Raw genomic sequence first — 16,440 nt, forward strand, 5'->3', positions numbered from 1 at the left:
ACCGATTTAAACAGAAGCCCACCATAAACGTAGTTTTAATCCCCACGAAGATGACCAACCACTCGTAAAGCCCACCATCTCCCCTTTATAAATAATAACGAATGAAGGTGTTGCACTAATTTCCCACTGCTGAGAAATATCTCCTCGGCTATCATTTATTACAGGAAAAACCAGCCCTTTAGATTGGATCCCGCGCTCTAGCTTTGCGTTATCACCCGAACGGATCGCAACTGATGTCACATTATACCCATCTTGCGCTAATGAATTCACCGCAGGTGTTGTTAGTTTACAAACACCACACCATGTTGCCCAAAAATAGATTAATAAGGGCTTTTCAGCACTCAACTCTGTTAATGAAACAACTTTATTATCAACAGTATAAAGCTCAGGTAAATTCGTTAAAGATGGTGGCGTAGGTTGTCGCCACCAATCCATCGCGAAAGAGGCTACAACGAAAATGACAACCAGAACAATAAGTTCTTTACTCCACTTTCGTAAGCGACTACGCATTATTTTTTCACTTTAGCCAGTTGCTCTTTCACAATCACTTCTAGCTGAGCATAATCAACGGCACCAGGGATAACCATTTCACCAACAACAGTTGCAGGCGTACCTTGAATACCTAATTTACGAGAAAGATCTAGGTTATTTTGTAACACTTTTAAACTGTCATCCGTTAATTTTACTTTGCTTGTATTGGTTGTTTTCATTGCATCATCAATACTTGCATTATCTAGCATTGTTTTCTTCTGCATTAAACGTTGGTGTAACGCTAAGAACGCTTTTGGATCTTCTTTCCATACAGAAAGCACAGCTTGAGATGCTTTAGCAGAACTTTCGCCTTTAAATGGTAATGGTTTAATGATCACAGCTACTTCTGGATAATCTTTTGTGATTTGTTCTAATAACGGATCAAAACGTTTGCAATAAGGGCAGTTATAATCAGTAAAAGAAACTAACACTAATTTAGCGTCTTTTGCACCAATACGAGGACTTGCTGCATCGTTATATAATGCATCATGTTCTGCCTTTAATGCGGTACGAAATTGTGCTTGTTGCTCATCGGCTTTTTGTGCTTGTAATGCAGTGATAGCTTCTTCCAAAATTTCTGGATTTTTGATTAATGTATCACGAACCAGTGCACGAACTTCTTTTTCCTGATCAGCACTTAATGCCGCTGCTTGCACATTTGCACCAAAAAGTAATGACGAAATAACCAGTGCAGAAAGTGTTTTTTTCATTATTGGGCTCCTTTAGCCTCTGAAAGAACAGTCAATGTTGAATCTTTATTTAAAAGAGGGGGTAAAACCACGCCATCTTTATGGCAAGGTCCATAAACTTGGTTAAAAGGTACAGCTACTTGACCTCGTTGTTTTAAAAACTGGGTGATCTTATCAGAGGGTTTAGTCCAATCCCCTCTTAATGCAACGACATCAGGGGCAGACAGAGCAGCCTGAATATCTTCTCGCAATAATACATTGTATTTGTTTGCTTTGCAGGTCACACACCAATCTGCCGTGACATCAACAAACACGCGTTTATTATCAGCCAAGGCTTGATGTATTGCTTCTTCAGATAAAGGTTGCCAATTTACCGTGTCTTGGCCTACAAGTGTATGGCTTTCTGGTTGAGCAACAAATAAATAAGTACTTCCCGCTAAAAATAGGGCTATCACAGTAGAAATAAGAGCCGTTTTTTTGCCATAGTGCCGTACAATTGCGAGCAATAAAAGTAAAGCAATAACAATAAAAATACCGGCAACAATTGTCATGCCAAAATGAGGAATTAAAAGTGTAATAAGCCAAATGCTAGACAACAGCATCATAAAACCTAAAACAACTCTTAGGCGATTCATCCATTTACCGGGTTTTGGTAGCACTTTTGCAACAGATGGGAATATTGCCACTAAGATCCAAGGCAAACTCATTCCTATCCCTAATGCAGTAAAAATAAGCCATAATTCACTTAATGGAGCAATCAGAGCATAAGCGACTGCAGTACCTAAAAATGGTGCGGAACAAGGAGTGGCAAGTAAAGTAGCAAAAGCACCTTCCCAAAAATGGCGGCCATACCCCTGTCCACCTGCCGTTGCCATTTTAGTATTCATATTGCTACTTAAACGTAACTCAAATAGACCAAATAAATTAGCAGTAAAAATAGCCGTCACTAACACCATAAATCCAATAAACCAAGGGCTTTGAAACTGTATTCCCCAACCTAAGGCTTCTTGGCTATAACGTAAACCCGTCATAAATAGAGCTAATGCCCAAAAAGAAACTAAAATACCTAAAACAGATACCGAAAATTGCTTACGAATAACCCCTTTATCGCGATTCTCAAGATGTAAAATCGAACCCAATTTCATCGCGAGTACAGGCAATACGCAAGGCATTAAATTTAAGATCAATCCACCTAATAGCGCAAAAGCTAGAATGCCCCATAATCCAACACTTGAATTAGATGGAGGCGCAATACCTGTTTCCCCCTGTCCTATTGTGTCATTAACTTGGCGAGAAAAATCTTGGTCAGTAATAACAAATGAGAGTGCTTTACCCGAAATATCACCCGCAGCATCTCCCCAGTCATCAGTTACATCAACAGTGACAAATAAATTATTATCTTTTTGATTTAAATGTGGAATTCCATAAAGCATACCTTCGGGAGGATCGAGATAAATATTAGGTTTAACCCACGCTCCTTGCTCTCTTTGTAAAGAGATAGTGAGCTGGCTATTGTTATAATCAGAGGAAACCGAGGAGACGAGTCCTGTACCAACTGGAATTTTTGCCATCGCTTGACTATATTGCCATTCAAAATCAGCAGGTGCTGGCTCTGTAAGATCTAAATCTAAAGTGTAGTCCGTTAAAATACAGACATTACTGCATGTTGATAACGTTAAAACTCCAGTTAAACGATCAGCATGAGCAGAGGTTAATTCAATCGGAAAAACAACTTGTTTGTCATAGCCTTGAGTGTGAATACCTGCGACATCAAAAGCAGAAGGTGATGGCCAATGCCATATCATTGCACTCACATCTTGTGGCCAATTAATTTCAGGTGCAACACCACCTTCCCCTGGTGAGCGCCAATAAGTTTTCCACCCAGACTCAAGTTGCACTTCAAGTAACATTTTCACATCACCCGTTGGTGACTTTTGTGCCGTCGCCCTAACTTGTGCGTGAGAATTATCCGGCATGGTTAACCAGCCTGTATCTGCTGCTTGAGATGTAGATAACGTAAATAGCGTTAATACCAACGCCATAACAAAAGAACGAAACATAACAACTCCCTAAAAATTCCTACAACGCTACACACAAAGCTACGCCCAAAGATAGACGTGCAATTTTTTAGCTAAAAGGAAATTTCTAATCCCTCAAAATGCAATAATGAAGGTGAAGTCTTATCGGTGGGGGTGGATGGTGATGTTTTTTTTGGCTACGCTGGCGAGAAACATAGATAGCGGCCATGCTTAACAGTAATAGTACAGCCCATGAATGGAAAAAAGGCTCTATTGTTAGCGGAGGAACAGATAATAATGATTTAGCGCTTAATTCACAGGTAGAGAGTGAATAAGTATGTTCTGTTGCGCTATTCTCATCAGCAATCGGTGTTGATAGTGGGTATTGAGTTTGAGAAACAGCCGTCGCTAAGCGCTCACTAATGACGTGGGCACCTAATGAACGCTGAACAATGCAACACAAGATCAGCAAAACTGTTATTACCACTAGCCAGCGACCTGACCGCCAATTACTCATAGATGTTCCTCATCAATATGACCCGTTATCTTAACGGTAATCCACAGACAAACAACTCCTTAAGACAAACTTTACAAATCCCTACTTATTTTATTTTTCCTATTATCTCAATTTTTCATCTTTAACCTTTATTTCCATAAGGTTTCTACTACAATAATTTTAAATATTGAAAACAACTTCCAAAAAAATAATCAACCATATTTGATTTCATTCTTTTATTGAGAGATACCTCTCGTATTTCACAAATTACACTTCCCAACAGTATGTTATTTGTTCTATCTATTAACATTATCAAAACAAATTAAAACAAAAAAGCAACACAAAGCAAATCACAAATATCACTTATCACCACGACAGGAGTTATTATGCGCATGCGTAAACTAGCATTATCATTAATGATTTTAGGGGCTGCAGGAGCTGTGCAAGCAGAAGAACTCACTGGAACCTTAAAAAAAATCAACGACAACGATATTATTATTGTTGGACATCGGGAATCCTCCGTTCCTTTCTCTTACTATGATAATCAACAAAAAGTGGTTGGCTATTCTCAAGACTATTCCAATCTGATTGTACAAGCAGTAAAAGACAAAATAGGCAAACCTAATCTGCAAGTTCGCCTGATCCCTATTACGTCTCAGAATCGCATTCCATTATTACAAAATGGTACATTTGATTTTGAATGTGGCTCAACAACCAATAATGAAGCTCGTCAGCAACAAGCTAGTTTCTCTAATACTATTTTTATCGTAGGTACACGTTTACTGGCGAAAAAAGACGGTGGAATAAAAGACTTCTCTGATCTGTCCGGTAAAAACGTAGTTGTAACATCAGGAACAACATCTGAAATGTTACTTAACAAACTTAACGATGAGAAAAAAATGAATATGCGCATTATCAGCGCAAAAGATCATGGTGACTCATTCCGTACACTCGAATCAGGTCGTGCTGTCGCCTTTATGATGGATGATGCATTACTTGCTGGTGAACGCGCGAAAGCGAAAAAACCAGGTCTGTGGGAAATTGTAGGAACACCACAATCTGAAGAAGCCTATGGCTGTATGTTGCGTAAAGACGATGCTCAATTCAAAGCATTAATAGATGAAACTATCGCTAACGCACAAAAATCAGGTGAAGCAGAAAAATCCTTCAATCGCTGGTTTAATGCCCCGATTCCACCTAAAAACCTTAACCTAGAATTCACTATCTCTGATGAAATGAAAGCCTTATTTGCATCACCAAATGATAAAGCATTGAATTAAAAATACATACGCCGTTGATGCAAACAAATAATTATAAAGTATCTGTTGGACAGACAGATCAGTGAAGTTTGGGGCAGTCGTTCCCTGCCCCTATTTTTCACCGGAGGTGAAATCATGTCGATTGATTGGGATTGGGGGATATTCTTCCAAGAAGCCCCTTTCGGAAACACCACATACTTAGGATGGCTGATTTCAGGCTTCCAGGTCACCATTGCCTTATCTTTATGCGCTTGGGTTATTGCCTTTCTTGTTGGTTCTTTATTCGGAATTTTGCGTACTGTACCTAATCGTTGGCTTTCAAGTTTAGGTACAGTTTATGTTGAGTTATTCCGTAACGTACCACTTATTGTTCAATTCTTTACGTGGTATTTAGTTATTCCTGAACTATTACCTCAATCTATTGGCGACTGGTTTAAAATGGACTTAGCGCCAAATGTACAATTTTTTGTCTCTTCAGCTCTCTGTTTAGGTTTATTTACCGCTGCTCGTATGTGTGAACAAGTCAGAGCAGCAATTAACTCATTACCCCGTGGGCAAAAAGCGGCTGGACTTGCCTTGGGCTTAACCTTACCTCAAACCTATCGTTATGTTTTATTACCCAATGCTTATCGTGTCATTATTCCACCAATGACCTCCGAAATGCTTAATCTCGTAAAAAACTCAGCGATTGCCTCCACTATCGGGTTAATTGATATGGCTGCACAAGCAAACAAGCTACTCGATTATTCAGCGAAAGCATATGAGTCATTCACTGCAATTACTCTCGCCTATGTTTTTATCAACGTCATTATTATGTTAATCATGAGTTGGCTTGAAAAACGTGTGCGTTTACCTGGCACAACAGGAGGTCAATAATGTATGAATTTGACTGGAGTTCTGTTGTTCCAAGCCTACCATTTTTAGTCGATGGTATGGCTATCACTTTAAAAATCACCATCACCGCTATTGTAGTTGGTATTTTATGGGGAACGGTGCTCGCTGTTATGCGCCTGTCTACATTTAAACCTATTAGTTGGTTTGCGGCCGCTTACGTTAATACCTTTCGTTCTATCCCATTAGTCATGGTATTACTGTGGTTTTATTTAATTGTGCCTAACATATTACAAAATGTTCTAGGACTTTCACCGAAAAGTGATATCCGTTTAATTTCAGCAATGATAGCGTTCTCATTATTTGAAGCGGCGTACTACTCTGAAATTATAAGGGCAGGTATTCAAAGTGTGAGTAAAGGGCAATTTTCTGCCTCACTTGCATTAGGTATGACCAAATCACAAACGATGCGCTTAGTGATTTTACCTCAAGCATTTAGAGCCATGGTTCCACTTTTACTCACTCAAGGAATTGTCTTGTTCCAAGATACGTCCTTAGTTTATGTATTAAGCCTTACTGACTTTTTCAGAACGGCGGCAAATATTGGTGAACGCGATGGCACACAAGTTGAGATGATCCTCTTTGCGGGTTTTGTTTATTTTGTCATTAGTTTCGCAGCTTCAATGTTAGTGAACTTTCTTAAAAAAAGGACTACCTAGATGATTTCCCTAAAAGACGTATCCAAATGGTATGGTCAATTTCAAGTACTGACTGAATGTTCCACTGAAGTTAAAAAGGGGGAAGTTGTTGTTGTCTGTGGGCCTTCTGGTTCAGGTAAATCGACACTGATTAAAACAGTGAATGGCCTAGAACCTATACAGCAAGGAGAGATCCTTGTTAATGAAATCAAAGTAAATGATAAACGCACCGATCTTGCTAAATTACGAGCAAAAGTAGGAATGGTATTCCAACATTTTGAACTTTTCCCTCATCTTTCTATTATTGAAAATCTTACACTCGCACAAGTTAAAGTGCTTAATAGAGAGAAAATCGCTGCAAAAGAAAAAGGCTTAAAATTATTAGAACGCGTTGGTTTATCCAGTCATGCGAACAAATACCCTGCCCAACTTTCTGGTGGTCAACAACAGCGTGTCGCCATTGCCCGTGCTTTATGTATGGATCCTATCGCAATGTTATTTGATGAACCTACATCTGCACTTGATCCCGAAATGATTAATGAAGTGCTAGATGTTATGGTTGAGCTAGCGAATGAAGGAATGACAATGATGGTAGTAACTCATGAAATGGGTTTTGCCAAAAAAGTAGCTGACCGTATTATCTTTATGGATGAAGGTCGTATTGTAGAAGATAGACCTAAAAATGACTTTTTTGATAATCCAAAATCAGATCGCGCAAAAGATTTCTTAGCTAAAATCTTACATTAATACTTCATATCTCTTCTGCTGGCGTGCTTTCTTAGCACGTCAGCCTCAAATAATAATTTTGAATAACCTCGCAACCAAATACCAAGTAATCTTATTTTCTCGCAATATCACCATTATTTTTCTAGAAAATACGCATTTATTCTCTTTTTGTTTTAACGCTTTCCAAGATATCTCGCAATTGTCTTGAAAAAGTTATGCAAACAGTGGCTTTCATTAAGATCAATAGTTGTGGCTATTAGACAAAATCAGCTATGCTATGCAAGTCTTAATTTCATAATAGCGGTTACCCTCCGGTAGCCATTAATTCACCATAGGATTATCGGTGCCATGCAAGAACAATATCGTCCCGAAGATATAGAGCAAACTATCCAGGAATACTGGGAAAAGAACAATACATTTAAAGTGACAGAAGATAATAACAAAGAAAAATATTACTGCCTGTCAATGCTACCTTATCCTTCTGGCCGACTACACATGGGACACGTCCGCAACTACACCATTGGTGACGTGATTTCCCGTTATCAACGTATGCAAGGTAAAAACGTCTTACAACCTATCGGTTGGGATGCGTTTGGCCTACCTGCTGAAGGTGCCGCAGTAAAAAATAACACCGCGCCTGCACCGTGGACTTATGAAAACATCGATTACATGAAAAACCAGTTAAAGAAACTGGGTTTTGGTTACGATTGGGATCGTGAAGTCACAACGTGTACACCAGAATATTATCGTTGGGAACAGTGGTTCTTTACTAAGCTATATGAGAAAGGCTTAGTGTATAAAAAAACCTCTGCTGTTAACTGGTGCCCACATGATTTAACCGTATTAGCTAACGAACAAGTTATTGACGGCTGTTGCTGGCGTTGTGATACCCCTGTAGAACGTAAAGAAATTCCACAGTGGTTTATCAAAATTACCGATTACGCAGAAGAACTGTTAAACGATTTAGATACGTTAGATGAATGGCCTGAACAAGTTAAAACCATGCAACGTAACTGGATTGGCCGTTCAGAAGGCGTCGAAATCACATTTGATGTTGCAGATAGCGACGACAAAATGACAGTTTATACAACACGTCCTGATACCTTTATGGGTGTTACTTATGTCGCTGTTGCAGCAGGTCATCCATTAGCGCAAAAAGCAGCTCAAAGCAATCCTGAAGTTCAACACTTCGTTGATGAATGCCGTAACATGAAAATGGCAGAAGCCGATATGGCAACGATGGAGAAAAAAGGGATTGCCACTGGTCTTTATGCCATTCACCCATTAACTAAAGAAAAAGTGGCTATTTGGGTCGCTAACTTTGTTTTAATGGAATACGGCACGGGTGCCGTGATGGCTGTTCCAGGTCATGATGAACGTGACTGGGAATTTGCAACCAAATATAACTTACCTATTAAAGCTGTTATTGCTGATGCTGAAGGTAACCAACCTGACTTATCTGAAGGTGCATTAACCGAGAAAAATAGCCTGATCAACTCTGGTGAATTCTCTGGTTTAGATAATCAAGCAGGCTTTAATGCTATTGCAGACAAACTTGCACTAATGGGTGTTGGTGAACGCAAAGTTAACTACCGTTTACGTGACTGGGGTGTTTCTCGCCAACGTTACTGGGGTGCACCAATTCCAATGGCAACCTTAGAAGACGGTACTGTTGTTCCTGTTCCTGAAGATCAACTTCCCGTTATCCTGCCAGAAGATGTAAAAATGGACGGGATCACCAGTCCAATTAAAGCCGATCCTGAGTGGGCAAAAACCACCATTAATGGCCAGCCAGCACTGCGTGAAACAGATACGTTTGACACCTTTATGGAATCATCTTGGTATTACGCTCGTTATACCTGTCCTGATTACGATAAAGGCATGTTAGATCCAAAGGCAGCTAACTATTGGTTACCTGTTGACTGGTATATTGGTGGTATTGAACACGCCATCATGCACTTAATGTATTTCCGCTTCTTCCATAAACTGATGCGTGATGCAGGTTTAGTTAACTCTGATGAACCAGCAAAACGTTTACTATGTCAAGGTATGGTGTTAGCTGATGCGTTCTATCACACAGGTGAAGACGGTGCTCGTCATTGGGTATCTCCTGCTGAAGCCATTGTTGAACGTGATGAGAAAAACCGCATCATAAAAGCGACTGACAGTGCTGGTCATGAACTGACTTATGCTGGCATGAGCAAAATGTCTAAATCTAAAAATAACGGTATCGACCCACAAACAATGGTTGAACGTTATGGTGCAGACACCGTCCGTTTATTTATGATGTTTGCAGCTCCACCAGAATTAACACTTGAATGGCAAGAGTCTAGTGTTGAAGGTGCTAACCGTTTCTTACGTCGTTTGTGGCGTTTAGTTCATGAACACACTCAAAAAGGAACAGCGCAATCACTTGATCTGTCTGCACTAACAGAAGAACAAAAAGATTTACGCCGTGACTTACATAAAACTATCGCAAAAGTATCTGATGATATAGGTCGCCGCTTAGCTTTCAATACCGCAATTGCAGCCATCATGGAGTTAATGAATAAATTAACTCGTGCAAGTCAAGAAACAGAGCAAGATCGTGCATTAATGCAAGAAGCATTAGAAGCCATCGTTCGTATGCTTTCTCCAATCATTCCTCACGCTTGTTTTGTGATGTGGCAGGCATTAGGTGGAAAAGAAGATGTTGATGTTGCGCCATGGCCTGTTGCTGATGAAGAAGCCATGATTGATGACACTAAACTGATTATTGTTCAAGTGAATGGTAAAGTTCGTGGCCGTGTCACTGTTCCAGCTAATTCAGAAAAAGAATATGTTCAGGAAATGGCGACAAAAGAGTACAGTGTTGCTAAATACTTGGAAGATGTGACTATTCGTAAAGTCATTTACGTTCCAGGAAAATTACTGAACATCGTTGTTGGCTGATAAGGAGGCCTAGTGCGATATCTACTTTCGCTATTTTTCGGTTTAGCGGTGTTAATCACCGCTGGCTGCGGTTTTCATTTACAAGGGAAAACTCAGGTTCCAGCAGAATTAAAAACGCTTTATCTTAGCTCTGGTGACCCTTATGGCCCATTATCTCGTGTAATGCGTCAACAACTCAGACTTAGTGATGTTCAGCTTGTTGAAAATCCAACAGCCGATATTCCTATTCTCAAAATTGTAGGTTCGTCAGAGAGTAAAGAGACCGTTTCTGTGTATCAAGACGGTAAATCAGCAGAACGTCAGCTAACATTTGTGCTAGATGCGCAAGTGATTATGCCAGATGGAACGATTTACCCTATTTCATCACAGGTTTCACGCCCATTCTTCGATAACCCATTAGAGGCATTAGCAAAAGATGCTGAGAATGACATTATCAAGCAAGAAATGCGTGAACAAGCAACAGCAATATTAGTGCGTAAACTATTGGTTGTTCATAATGCTGAACGCCAAAAAGCCGCACAAGCTGAGCAAGCAAAACAGATAATCTCTCCGGCCAAATGATCCGCTTATATCCAGAACAACTGAATGCGCAGCTCCAAGAGGGGCTGCGCCAAAGTTATCTACTCTGGGGCAATGAACCTCTATTGCTCCAAGAGTCTCAAGATACCATCCAATCCGCTGCTAAAGCCCAAGGATTTATTGAACACTATCAATTTACTCTTGATAATAATACGGACTGGAATGAAATTTACTCCCTTTGTCAATCACTAAGCCTTTTTTCTCAAAGACAATCTATTTTGCTTCATTTACCTGATAGTGGTCCTAATGCAGCTATGTCAGAGAAACTCACAAGGTTATCTCAAGAGTTACACCAAGATTTATTATTGATTTTACGTGGCAATAAACTAACCAAGGCTCAAGAAAACAGTGAATGGTTTAAAACATTAAGCCAGAATGGAACATATGTTTCTTGTCTCACACCTGAACTTGATAAATTGCCTAATTGGGTTTCTCGTCGAGCAAAACAAAAAGGATTAGTGCTGGATGAACAAGGTAACCAACTACTTTGCTACTGCTATGAAGGTAATTTGCTCGCATTAGCACAGGCGATAGAGCGTCTTTCCCTACTTTATCCTGATGGTAAATTGACATTACCTAGAGTAGAAGCAGCTGTTAATGACGCTTCACATTTTACCCCTTATCACTGGGTTGATGCATTGCTTGCAGGTAAGACACAACGCGCATGGCATATTTTACAACAACTCAAAAGAGAAGATAGCGAACCTGTTATTTTACTCAGAACGTTACAACGTGAGTTAATGCAATTAATTACGCTGCACCGAGAATCTAAAACTGCCGCGTTAAAAACTATTTTTGATAAACATCGAATTTGGCAAAACCGACGTCCAATTTTTACAGCAGCATTACAACGTTTATCTGAGCATCAACTGCTAACTGCAATACGGTTATTAGCCAGTATTGAAATGACTATTAAACAAGATTATGGTCAAACTGTTTGGCCATCTCTTAGCGCATTAGGCTTATTGCTTTGTGGGAAAGCATTACCAGAAGGATTTGTAAATTATGCCTAAAAATAATGATCCTACACCTTTAATTAATCAAGCTATCGCCTTATATGGTGGCACATTTGATCCAATTCATTATGGGCATTTACGTCCTGTTGAAGCACTTTCAGGATTAATTGGTTTAAAAGAAGTGGTGTGGCTACCCAATAATATTCCTCCTCATCGCCCACAGCCTGAAGCATCTTCTCAGCAACGCCTTGATATGGTACGTCTTGCTCTTGAGCCATATTCTTCATTTAAAGTGGATACTCGTGAGCTTGAGAAGCCAACACCTTCTTATACTATTGAGACATTAAGAGATTTCAGACAAGAAATTGGTAATAAACAACCTTTAGCATTTATTATTGGTCAGGATTCATTACTTTCGATTAATACGTGGCATCAATGGGAAAAGCTATTAGATGTATGCCATTTGTTAGTTTGCGCTCGCCCGGGTTATCAAACTCATTTTGAGTCAGCCCAAATGCAGAAGTGGCTAAAAAAACATCAAACCAATCAACAAGAAGATATTCATTGCTTACCTTCTGGCAAAATTTTTCTGGCTGATACGCCTCTTTATAATATTTCAGCAACAGATATTCGTGCTCGCCATAAAGCAGGATTAGATTGTCACGATTTGCTACCAAGTTCTGTCGAAGACTATATTCGCCAGCAACAACTCTATAAATAATTAAGGCTAAAGTTGCTCTCTTAAATAATTAAAAGCGAACGGATAAGGTGAAAAATAGCGTTGATGGCTCAAATACTCATTAGGATAAATGGCTAACCAATATTTGAGTAAATCATAAGGTTTAGATAAAGGCACAATACCTTGACGATATTGTAAAATTGTCTGCGCCATCTCTTGTTTTTGTTGTGAGCTTAGATTTCGCTTAAAATACCCTGCCATATGCATTAACGCATTAGTTTGCCCTTCTCTATTTGCAGCAACACTAAATGCCTTCATTAGCTTTTCCTGATATTTCGATGCAACTTGTTCAAGGGGAATAGCATCAGAAAAATTAGCAATGTCACGTCCCAATTCTCGATAAGCCACTAGTGAATAAGCCATAATTAAATATTTATATCGACTATGAAATTTAACTAAAGCCCCTTTAGTTAATGATTGATTAACCTGTTGTTGGTAATCAAACAGTGTGAAAAATTGGGTAAGAAAATGGTCAAGAACAATAGGCTGTAAAAGTTGATTAATATTTAATTGAGGTAAAGTAAAATTCGAGGGTGAGGAAAGGCTGTCTCCTTTTTTTCCAACATAACCATAAAGTGGCAACAGATTATCTCTATTTTGAGCATCTATCTGCATAATGCTTATCTTTTCCGCCTGAACCGTGTCACAAAGCAATGCTAACTTTTCTTGCAATTGGTGATTGGTGTTACTCATAATTTCTGAAGATATCCCGAGATAATTCACTTTTCTTTCCATTCTTTTTCTCTCCAATTAAAAAGTCTGAGCATTACACGGTATAATCTGAAGCTAACAAAGTAAAAACACATCTAATTAGGTGCTTGATGAGCATTGACAGACGATGTTTAGCTGTTATTCTCACCCTCTGTTCCCTTAAGGGAACTGTAAGGTAAAACTGTCGTCTAACTGAAAAGTCCTTATATGCCTTCTTTTTATTATTGATTATGACGCAGTTAATGGGCATACATGAATTTTTCTAAATCAAACGTCGAAAAACAAAAGAATGAGGTTTATGTTCTTGTTATCGCTAACTGGAATTACTCATCGAGTAAAATAGATTTATTGGTATAAATTCCTTTAAAATAGCGTTCATACTCTAAATAATTCGAAGTACAGTAAAACGACAAGTAAATGGTCACTAAAAGCAGACAAAAATCTGCAACTAGTAAAAATAAACCTAGTCAACAATACTGCAAACTGATGTATAACGAGTATAGTATTTTTCGATTGAATTAACTCATTAGATTAAAGGTGATCCTTTTGCAAGGTTCTGAATTACAACAATTTATTATTGATAAACTTGAAGATTCTAAAGCTCAAGACATCATTGCATTAGATGTCCGTGGAAAATCAAGTGTAACGGATTACATGATTATTTGCACAGGTACATCAAGCAGACATCTTATGTCTGTTGCAGATAATCTCGTTGATGATTGTCGCGAAGCGGGATTACAACCTTTAGGTGTGGAAGGACAAGGTGTTTCTGATTGGATTGTCGTCGATCTTGGTGAAGCCATGGTACACGTAATGCAAGAAGATAGCCGTCGTATGTACGAACTTGAAAAACTCTGGAGCTGAGTTTGAAATTACAGCTCATTGCCGTTGGTACAAAAATGCCGGACTGGATACAGACCGGCTTTATGGATTATCTTAATCGATTTCCCAAAGACATGCCTTTAGAACTTATTGAGATACCCGCAGGTAAACGCGGAAAGAATGCCGATATTAAACGCATTCTCGAAAAAGAAGGCGAACAAATGTTAGCGACTGTGGGTAAAGGGAATCGTATTGTCACTCTTGATATTCCTGGCGCTCGCTGGGATACGCCAAAACTTGCAGAACAACTTGATCGATGGAAGCTTGATGGTAGAAATGTCAGCTTATTAATTGGTGGCCCTGAAGGATTAGCACCTGCTTGTAAAGCTGCAGCTGAGCAAAGCTGGTCTTTATCTCCTTTAACAATGCCACACCCCCTTGTTCGTGTCGTGGTTGCAGAAAGCCTTTATCGAGCATGGAGTATTACGACAAACCATCCTTATCATCGTGAATAATCAATAAATTGGCGGGTCAGTAAGTGAAGTCAAATGGGATGAAGAGAAAAAAACGTACCCCGTTTCGAGATTATACTGCGGAATCAAAATTATTTATCCGCCGTGTGATCGTCGCATTTTCAGTAATTATCATATTAAGTGGTATTTTGGTTTTTAACCTCAATCACTTACAAATCGCTCGCCATGACGATTATCAAACACGTTCAAATGATAACCGAATTAAACTCGTCCCAATTGCACCTAGTCGTGGCATTATTTATGATCGCAAAGGGATCCCTCTTGCGCTTAATCGGACTATCTACCAGTTAGAAGTCGTACCTGAAAAGGTAACAAACTTACAAGAAACGCTTGAAAGTTTGAGAGAGGTTGTTGACTTAACTGATGAAGATATCGCAGCTTTTGAAAAAGAACGTAAGCGCTCTCGTCGATTTAGCTCTATTCCCTTAAAAACCACACTTAGCCAAGTGCAAGTTGCGCGTTTTGCTATCAATCAATATCGTTATCCGGGCTTAGAAATCAAAGGTTATCAACGCCGTTATTATCCTTATGGTTCAGCATTAACACATGTAATTGGTTATGTTGCAAAAATTAACGATAAAGATGTTGAACGACTTGATAAAGAAGGTTTGTCACCTAACTACGCCGCTACTCATGATATCGGTAAATTAGGTATTGAACGTTATTATGAGTCTGTATTACACGGAACAACGGGCTATGAAGAAGTTGAAGTCAATAGCCGTGGTCGCGTTATTCGCCAATTACATGAACAACCACCACAAGCAGGTAAAGATATTTACCTTACCGTTGATCTTGAATTACAGACCTATATTGAAACATTACTTACCACAAGCCGGGCTGCTGTTGTAGTGACTGATCCTCGCAATGGTGAAATTTTAGCCCTTGTATCAAACCCAAGTTATGATCCGAACTTATTTGTGGGCGGTATTTCTAATACTGATTATCAAGGATTACTAAATAATCCTGATAGACCACTAATAAATCGAACGACACAAGGCCTCTATCCTCCAGCTTCAACGGTTAAACCCTTTATGTCTGTTGCTGCATTAAGTGAAGGGGTTATCACCGCAAATACGACTATTCACGATCCTGGCTGGTGGCAACTTCCTGGCTCTGAAAAACGCTATCGTGACTGGAAACGCTGGGGGCATGGTAAACTCAATGTTACCAAGTCCATTGTTGAGTCTGCAGATACATTTTTCTATCAAGTTGCTTATGATATGGGAATCGATCGTATATCAACTTGGATGGGCCGATTTGGCTATGGCGAATACACCGGAATCGATCTATCCGAAGAGCGTAATGGCATCATGCCAACGCGTGAGTGGAAACAGCAACGTTATAAAAAACCTTGGTATCAAGGTGACACGATCCCTGTAGGGATTGGTCAAGGTTATTGGACCGCAACGCCAATTCAAATGGCAAAAGCTTTAATGACATTGATTAATGATGGTCAAGTTAAAACTCCTCACCTACTTTACGGTACGAAACTTGGTAATGAAATGTTGCCTTATATTGATACCGAAACCCGTCAAATTGGTGATATTAACTCTGGCTATTGGGAATTAGCAAAACATGGTATGTATGGCGTGGCTAACTTCCCTAATGGTACAGGTCGCCGAAGTTTTGCTGATGCTCCTTATAAAGTAGCAGCTAAATCAGGAACTGCGCAGGTGTTTAGTTATGAAACATACAATGCTAGCCAATTGGCTGAACATCTTCGTGACCACAAACTGATGATTGCCTTTGCGCCTTATGATGAGCCGACTGTTGCTATAGCAATTATTTTAGAAAATGGTGGTGCTGGCCCTTCTGTCGGTGATATTACAAGACAAATTCTTGACCACATTCTCCTAGGTGATAACAACACAGTGTTACCTGATTCGCCACCTGCTCCACGCGGTTCAGAGGAATAATCATT

The 16,440-nt window shown here is 39.4% G+C and carries 16 protein-coding genes; 11 read left to right on the forward strand and 5 right to left on the reverse strand.

Features of this window, described 5'->3' with window-relative positions; genetic code table 11:
- Positions 1 to 6: 6 nt before the first annotated feature.
- The 4 genes from ABN217_RS16595 to ABN217_RS16610 form a co-directional block, all read right to left on the reverse strand.
- Positions 7 to 510: a protein disulfide oxidoreductase gene (locus ABN217_RS16595; RefSeq protein ID WP_196553442.1), complete on the reverse strand. Its 504-nt coding sequence runs from the start codon at positions 508 to 510 to the stop codon at positions 7 to 9.
- Positions 510 to 1,241: a DsbA family protein gene (locus ABN217_RS16600; RefSeq protein ID WP_196553443.1), complete on the reverse strand. Its 732-nt coding sequence runs from the start codon at positions 1,239 to 1,241 to the stop codon at positions 510 to 512. Before ABN217_RS16600 ends, ABN217_RS16595 begins: the two co-directional genes overlap by 1 nt.
- A complete protein-coding gene (locus ABN217_RS16605) occupies positions 1,241 to 3,280 on the reverse strand; it encodes a protein-disulfide reductase DsbD family protein (RefSeq protein WP_340895570.1) in 2,040 nt (679 codons plus the stop codon). Before ABN217_RS16605 ends, ABN217_RS16600 begins: the two co-directional genes overlap by 1 nt.
- A gap of 85 nt (positions 3,281 to 3,365) precedes the next feature.
- Entirely contained in the window at positions 3,366 to 3,755 is a 390-nt protein-coding gene (locus ABN217_RS16610) for a metal resistance protein (protein WP_115351371.1), read from the reverse strand.
- A 365-nt stretch (positions 3,756 to 4,120) separates the two neighbouring features.
- Here ABN217_RS16610 and ABN217_RS16615 point away from each other — a divergent pair, with 365 nt between their 5' ends.
- From ABN217_RS16615 to nadD, 8 genes are all read left to right on the forward strand, one after another.
- Complete coding sequence (locus ABN217_RS16615) at positions 4,121 to 5,014, forward strand: amino acid ABC transporter substrate-binding protein (RefSeq protein WP_072070239.1); 894 nt, start codon at positions 4,121 to 4,123, stop codon at positions 5,012 to 5,014.
- 114 nt (positions 5,015 to 5,128) lie between these two features.
- Positions 5,129 to 5,869, forward strand: coding sequence for an amino acid ABC transporter permease (locus ABN217_RS16620; protein ID WP_072070240.1), 741 nt, complete (start codon positions 5,129 to 5,131; stop codon positions 5,867 to 5,869).
- Entirely contained in the window at positions 5,869 to 6,543 is a 675-nt protein-coding gene (gene gltK, locus ABN217_RS16625) for a glutamate/aspartate ABC transporter permease GltK (protein ID WP_072070241.1), read from the forward strand. The genes ABN217_RS16620 and gltK overlap by 1 nt, the downstream gene beginning before the upstream one ends.
- Positions 6,544 to 7,269 carry an amino acid ABC transporter ATP-binding protein gene (locus tag ABN217_RS16630; RefSeq protein WP_115351370.1) on the forward strand — a complete coding sequence of 242 codons (726 nt, stop codon included), beginning with the start codon at positions 6,544 to 6,546 and terminating at the stop codon, positions 7,267 to 7,269.
- 327 nt (positions 7,270 to 7,596) lie between these two features.
- Complete coding sequence (gene leuS / locus ABN217_RS16635; protein WP_349459642.1) at positions 7,597 to 10,179, forward strand: leucine--tRNA ligase; 2,583 nt, start codon at positions 7,597 to 7,599, stop codon at positions 10,177 to 10,179.
- A gap of 12 nt (positions 10,180 to 10,191) precedes the next feature.
- Positions 10,192 to 10,740 (forward strand): LPS assembly lipoprotein LptE, encoded by a 549-nt coding sequence (lptE, locus tag ABN217_RS16640; protein ID WP_115351368.1) that lies wholly within the window; start codon positions 10,192 to 10,194, stop codon positions 10,738 to 10,740.
- Positions 10,737 to 11,771 (forward strand): DNA polymerase III subunit delta, encoded by a 1,035-nt coding sequence (gene holA, locus ABN217_RS16645; protein WP_340895557.1) that lies wholly within the window; start codon positions 10,737 to 10,739, stop codon positions 11,769 to 11,771. Before lptE ends, holA begins: the two co-directional genes overlap by 4 nt.
- Entirely contained in the window at positions 11,764 to 12,435 is a 672-nt protein-coding gene (nadD, locus tag ABN217_RS16650) for a nicotinate-nucleotide adenylyltransferase (protein WP_196553448.1), read from the forward strand. Before holA ends, nadD begins: the two co-directional genes overlap by 8 nt.
- Positions 12,436 to 12,441: 6 nt before the next feature.
- Here the strand turns inward: nadD and ABN217_RS16655 are convergent, their stop codons facing one another.
- Entirely contained in the window at positions 12,442 to 13,146 is a 705-nt protein-coding gene (locus ABN217_RS16655) for a YbgA family protein (RefSeq protein WP_231619322.1), read from the reverse strand.
- 555 nt (positions 13,147 to 13,701) lie between these two features.
- Here ABN217_RS16655 and rsfS point away from each other — a divergent pair.
- The 3 genes from rsfS to mrdA are packed head-to-tail and all read left to right on the forward strand — an operon-like array spanning position 13,702 to position 16,435.
- The gene (gene rsfS / locus ABN217_RS16660; protein WP_006537732.1) at positions 13,702 to 14,028 is read left to right on the forward strand and encodes a ribosome silencing factor; all 327 of its coding nucleotides are present in this window, start codon (positions 13,702 to 13,704) and stop codon (positions 14,026 to 14,028) included.
- A 2-nt stretch (positions 14,029 to 14,030) separates the two neighbouring features.
- On the forward strand, positions 14,031 to 14,501 hold the full coding sequence (gene rlmH / locus ABN217_RS16665; RefSeq protein ID WP_072070247.1) for a 23S rRNA (pseudouridine(1915)-N(3))-methyltransferase RlmH: 471 nt from the start codon (positions 14,031 to 14,033) through the stop codon (positions 14,499 to 14,501).
- A gap of 38 nt (positions 14,502 to 14,539) precedes the next feature.
- Complete coding sequence (mrdA, locus tag ABN217_RS16670; RefSeq protein ID WP_197269440.1) at positions 14,540 to 16,435, forward strand: peptidoglycan DD-transpeptidase MrdA; 1,896 nt, start codon at positions 14,540 to 14,542, stop codon at positions 16,433 to 16,435.
- Positions 16,436 to 16,440: the final 5 nt, after the last annotated feature.

Source organism: Proteus sp. fly-1067, assembly GCF_040139345.1.
GTDB classification, from domain to species: Bacteria; Pseudomonadota; Gammaproteobacteria; order Enterobacterales; family Enterobacteriaceae; genus Proteus; species Proteus vulgaris_B.

Bases quoted from the DNA above. Each gene is read 5' to 3' on its own strand.
- ABN217_RS16615 (WP_072070239.1), top strand. From the start codon at position 4,121: ATGCGCATGCGTAAACTAGCATTATCATTAATGATTTTAGGGGCTGCA.
- ABN217_RS16630 (WP_115351370.1), top strand. From the start codon at position 6,544: ATGATTTCCCTAAAAGACGTATCCAAATGGTATGGTCAATTTCAAGTA.
- ABN217_RS16595 (WP_196553442.1), bottom strand. From the start codon at position 510: ATGCGTAGTCGCTTACGAAAGTGGAGTAAAGAACTTATTGTTCTGGTT.
- holA (WP_340895557.1), top strand. From the start codon at position 10,737: ATGATCCGCTTATATCCAGAACAACTGAATGCGCAGCTCCAAGAGGGG.
- ABN217_RS16600 (WP_196553443.1), bottom strand. From the start codon at position 1,241: ATGAAAAAAACACTTTCTGCACTGGTTATTTCGTCATTACTTTTTGGT.
- nadD (WP_196553448.1), top strand. From the start codon at position 11,764: ATGCCTAAAAATAATGATCCTACACCTTTAATTAATCAAGCTATCGCC.
- gltK (WP_072070241.1), top strand. From the start codon at position 5,869: ATGTATGAATTTGACTGGAGTTCTGTTGTTCCAAGCCTACCATTTTTA.
- ABN217_RS16620 (WP_072070240.1), top strand. From the start codon at position 5,129: ATGTCGATTGATTGGGATTGGGGGATATTCTTCCAAGAAGCCCCTTTC.
- ABN217_RS16655 (WP_231619322.1), bottom strand. From the start codon at position 13,146: ATGAGTAACACCAATCACCAATTGCAAGAAAAGTTAGCATTGCTTTGT.
- leuS (WP_349459642.1), top strand. From the start codon at position 7,597: ATGCAAGAACAATATCGTCCCGAAGATATAGAGCAAACTATCCAGGAA.
- ABN217_RS16605 (WP_340895570.1), bottom strand. From the start codon at position 3,280: ATGTTTCGTTCTTTTGTTATGGCGTTGGTATTAACGCTATTTACGTTA.
- ABN217_RS16610 (WP_115351371.1), bottom strand. From the start codon at position 3,755: ATGAGTAATTGGCGGTCAGGTCGCTGGCTAGTGGTAATAACAGTTTTG.
- mrdA (WP_197269440.1), top strand. From the start codon at position 14,540: ATGAAGAGAAAAAAACGTACCCCGTTTCGAGATTATACTGCGGAATCA.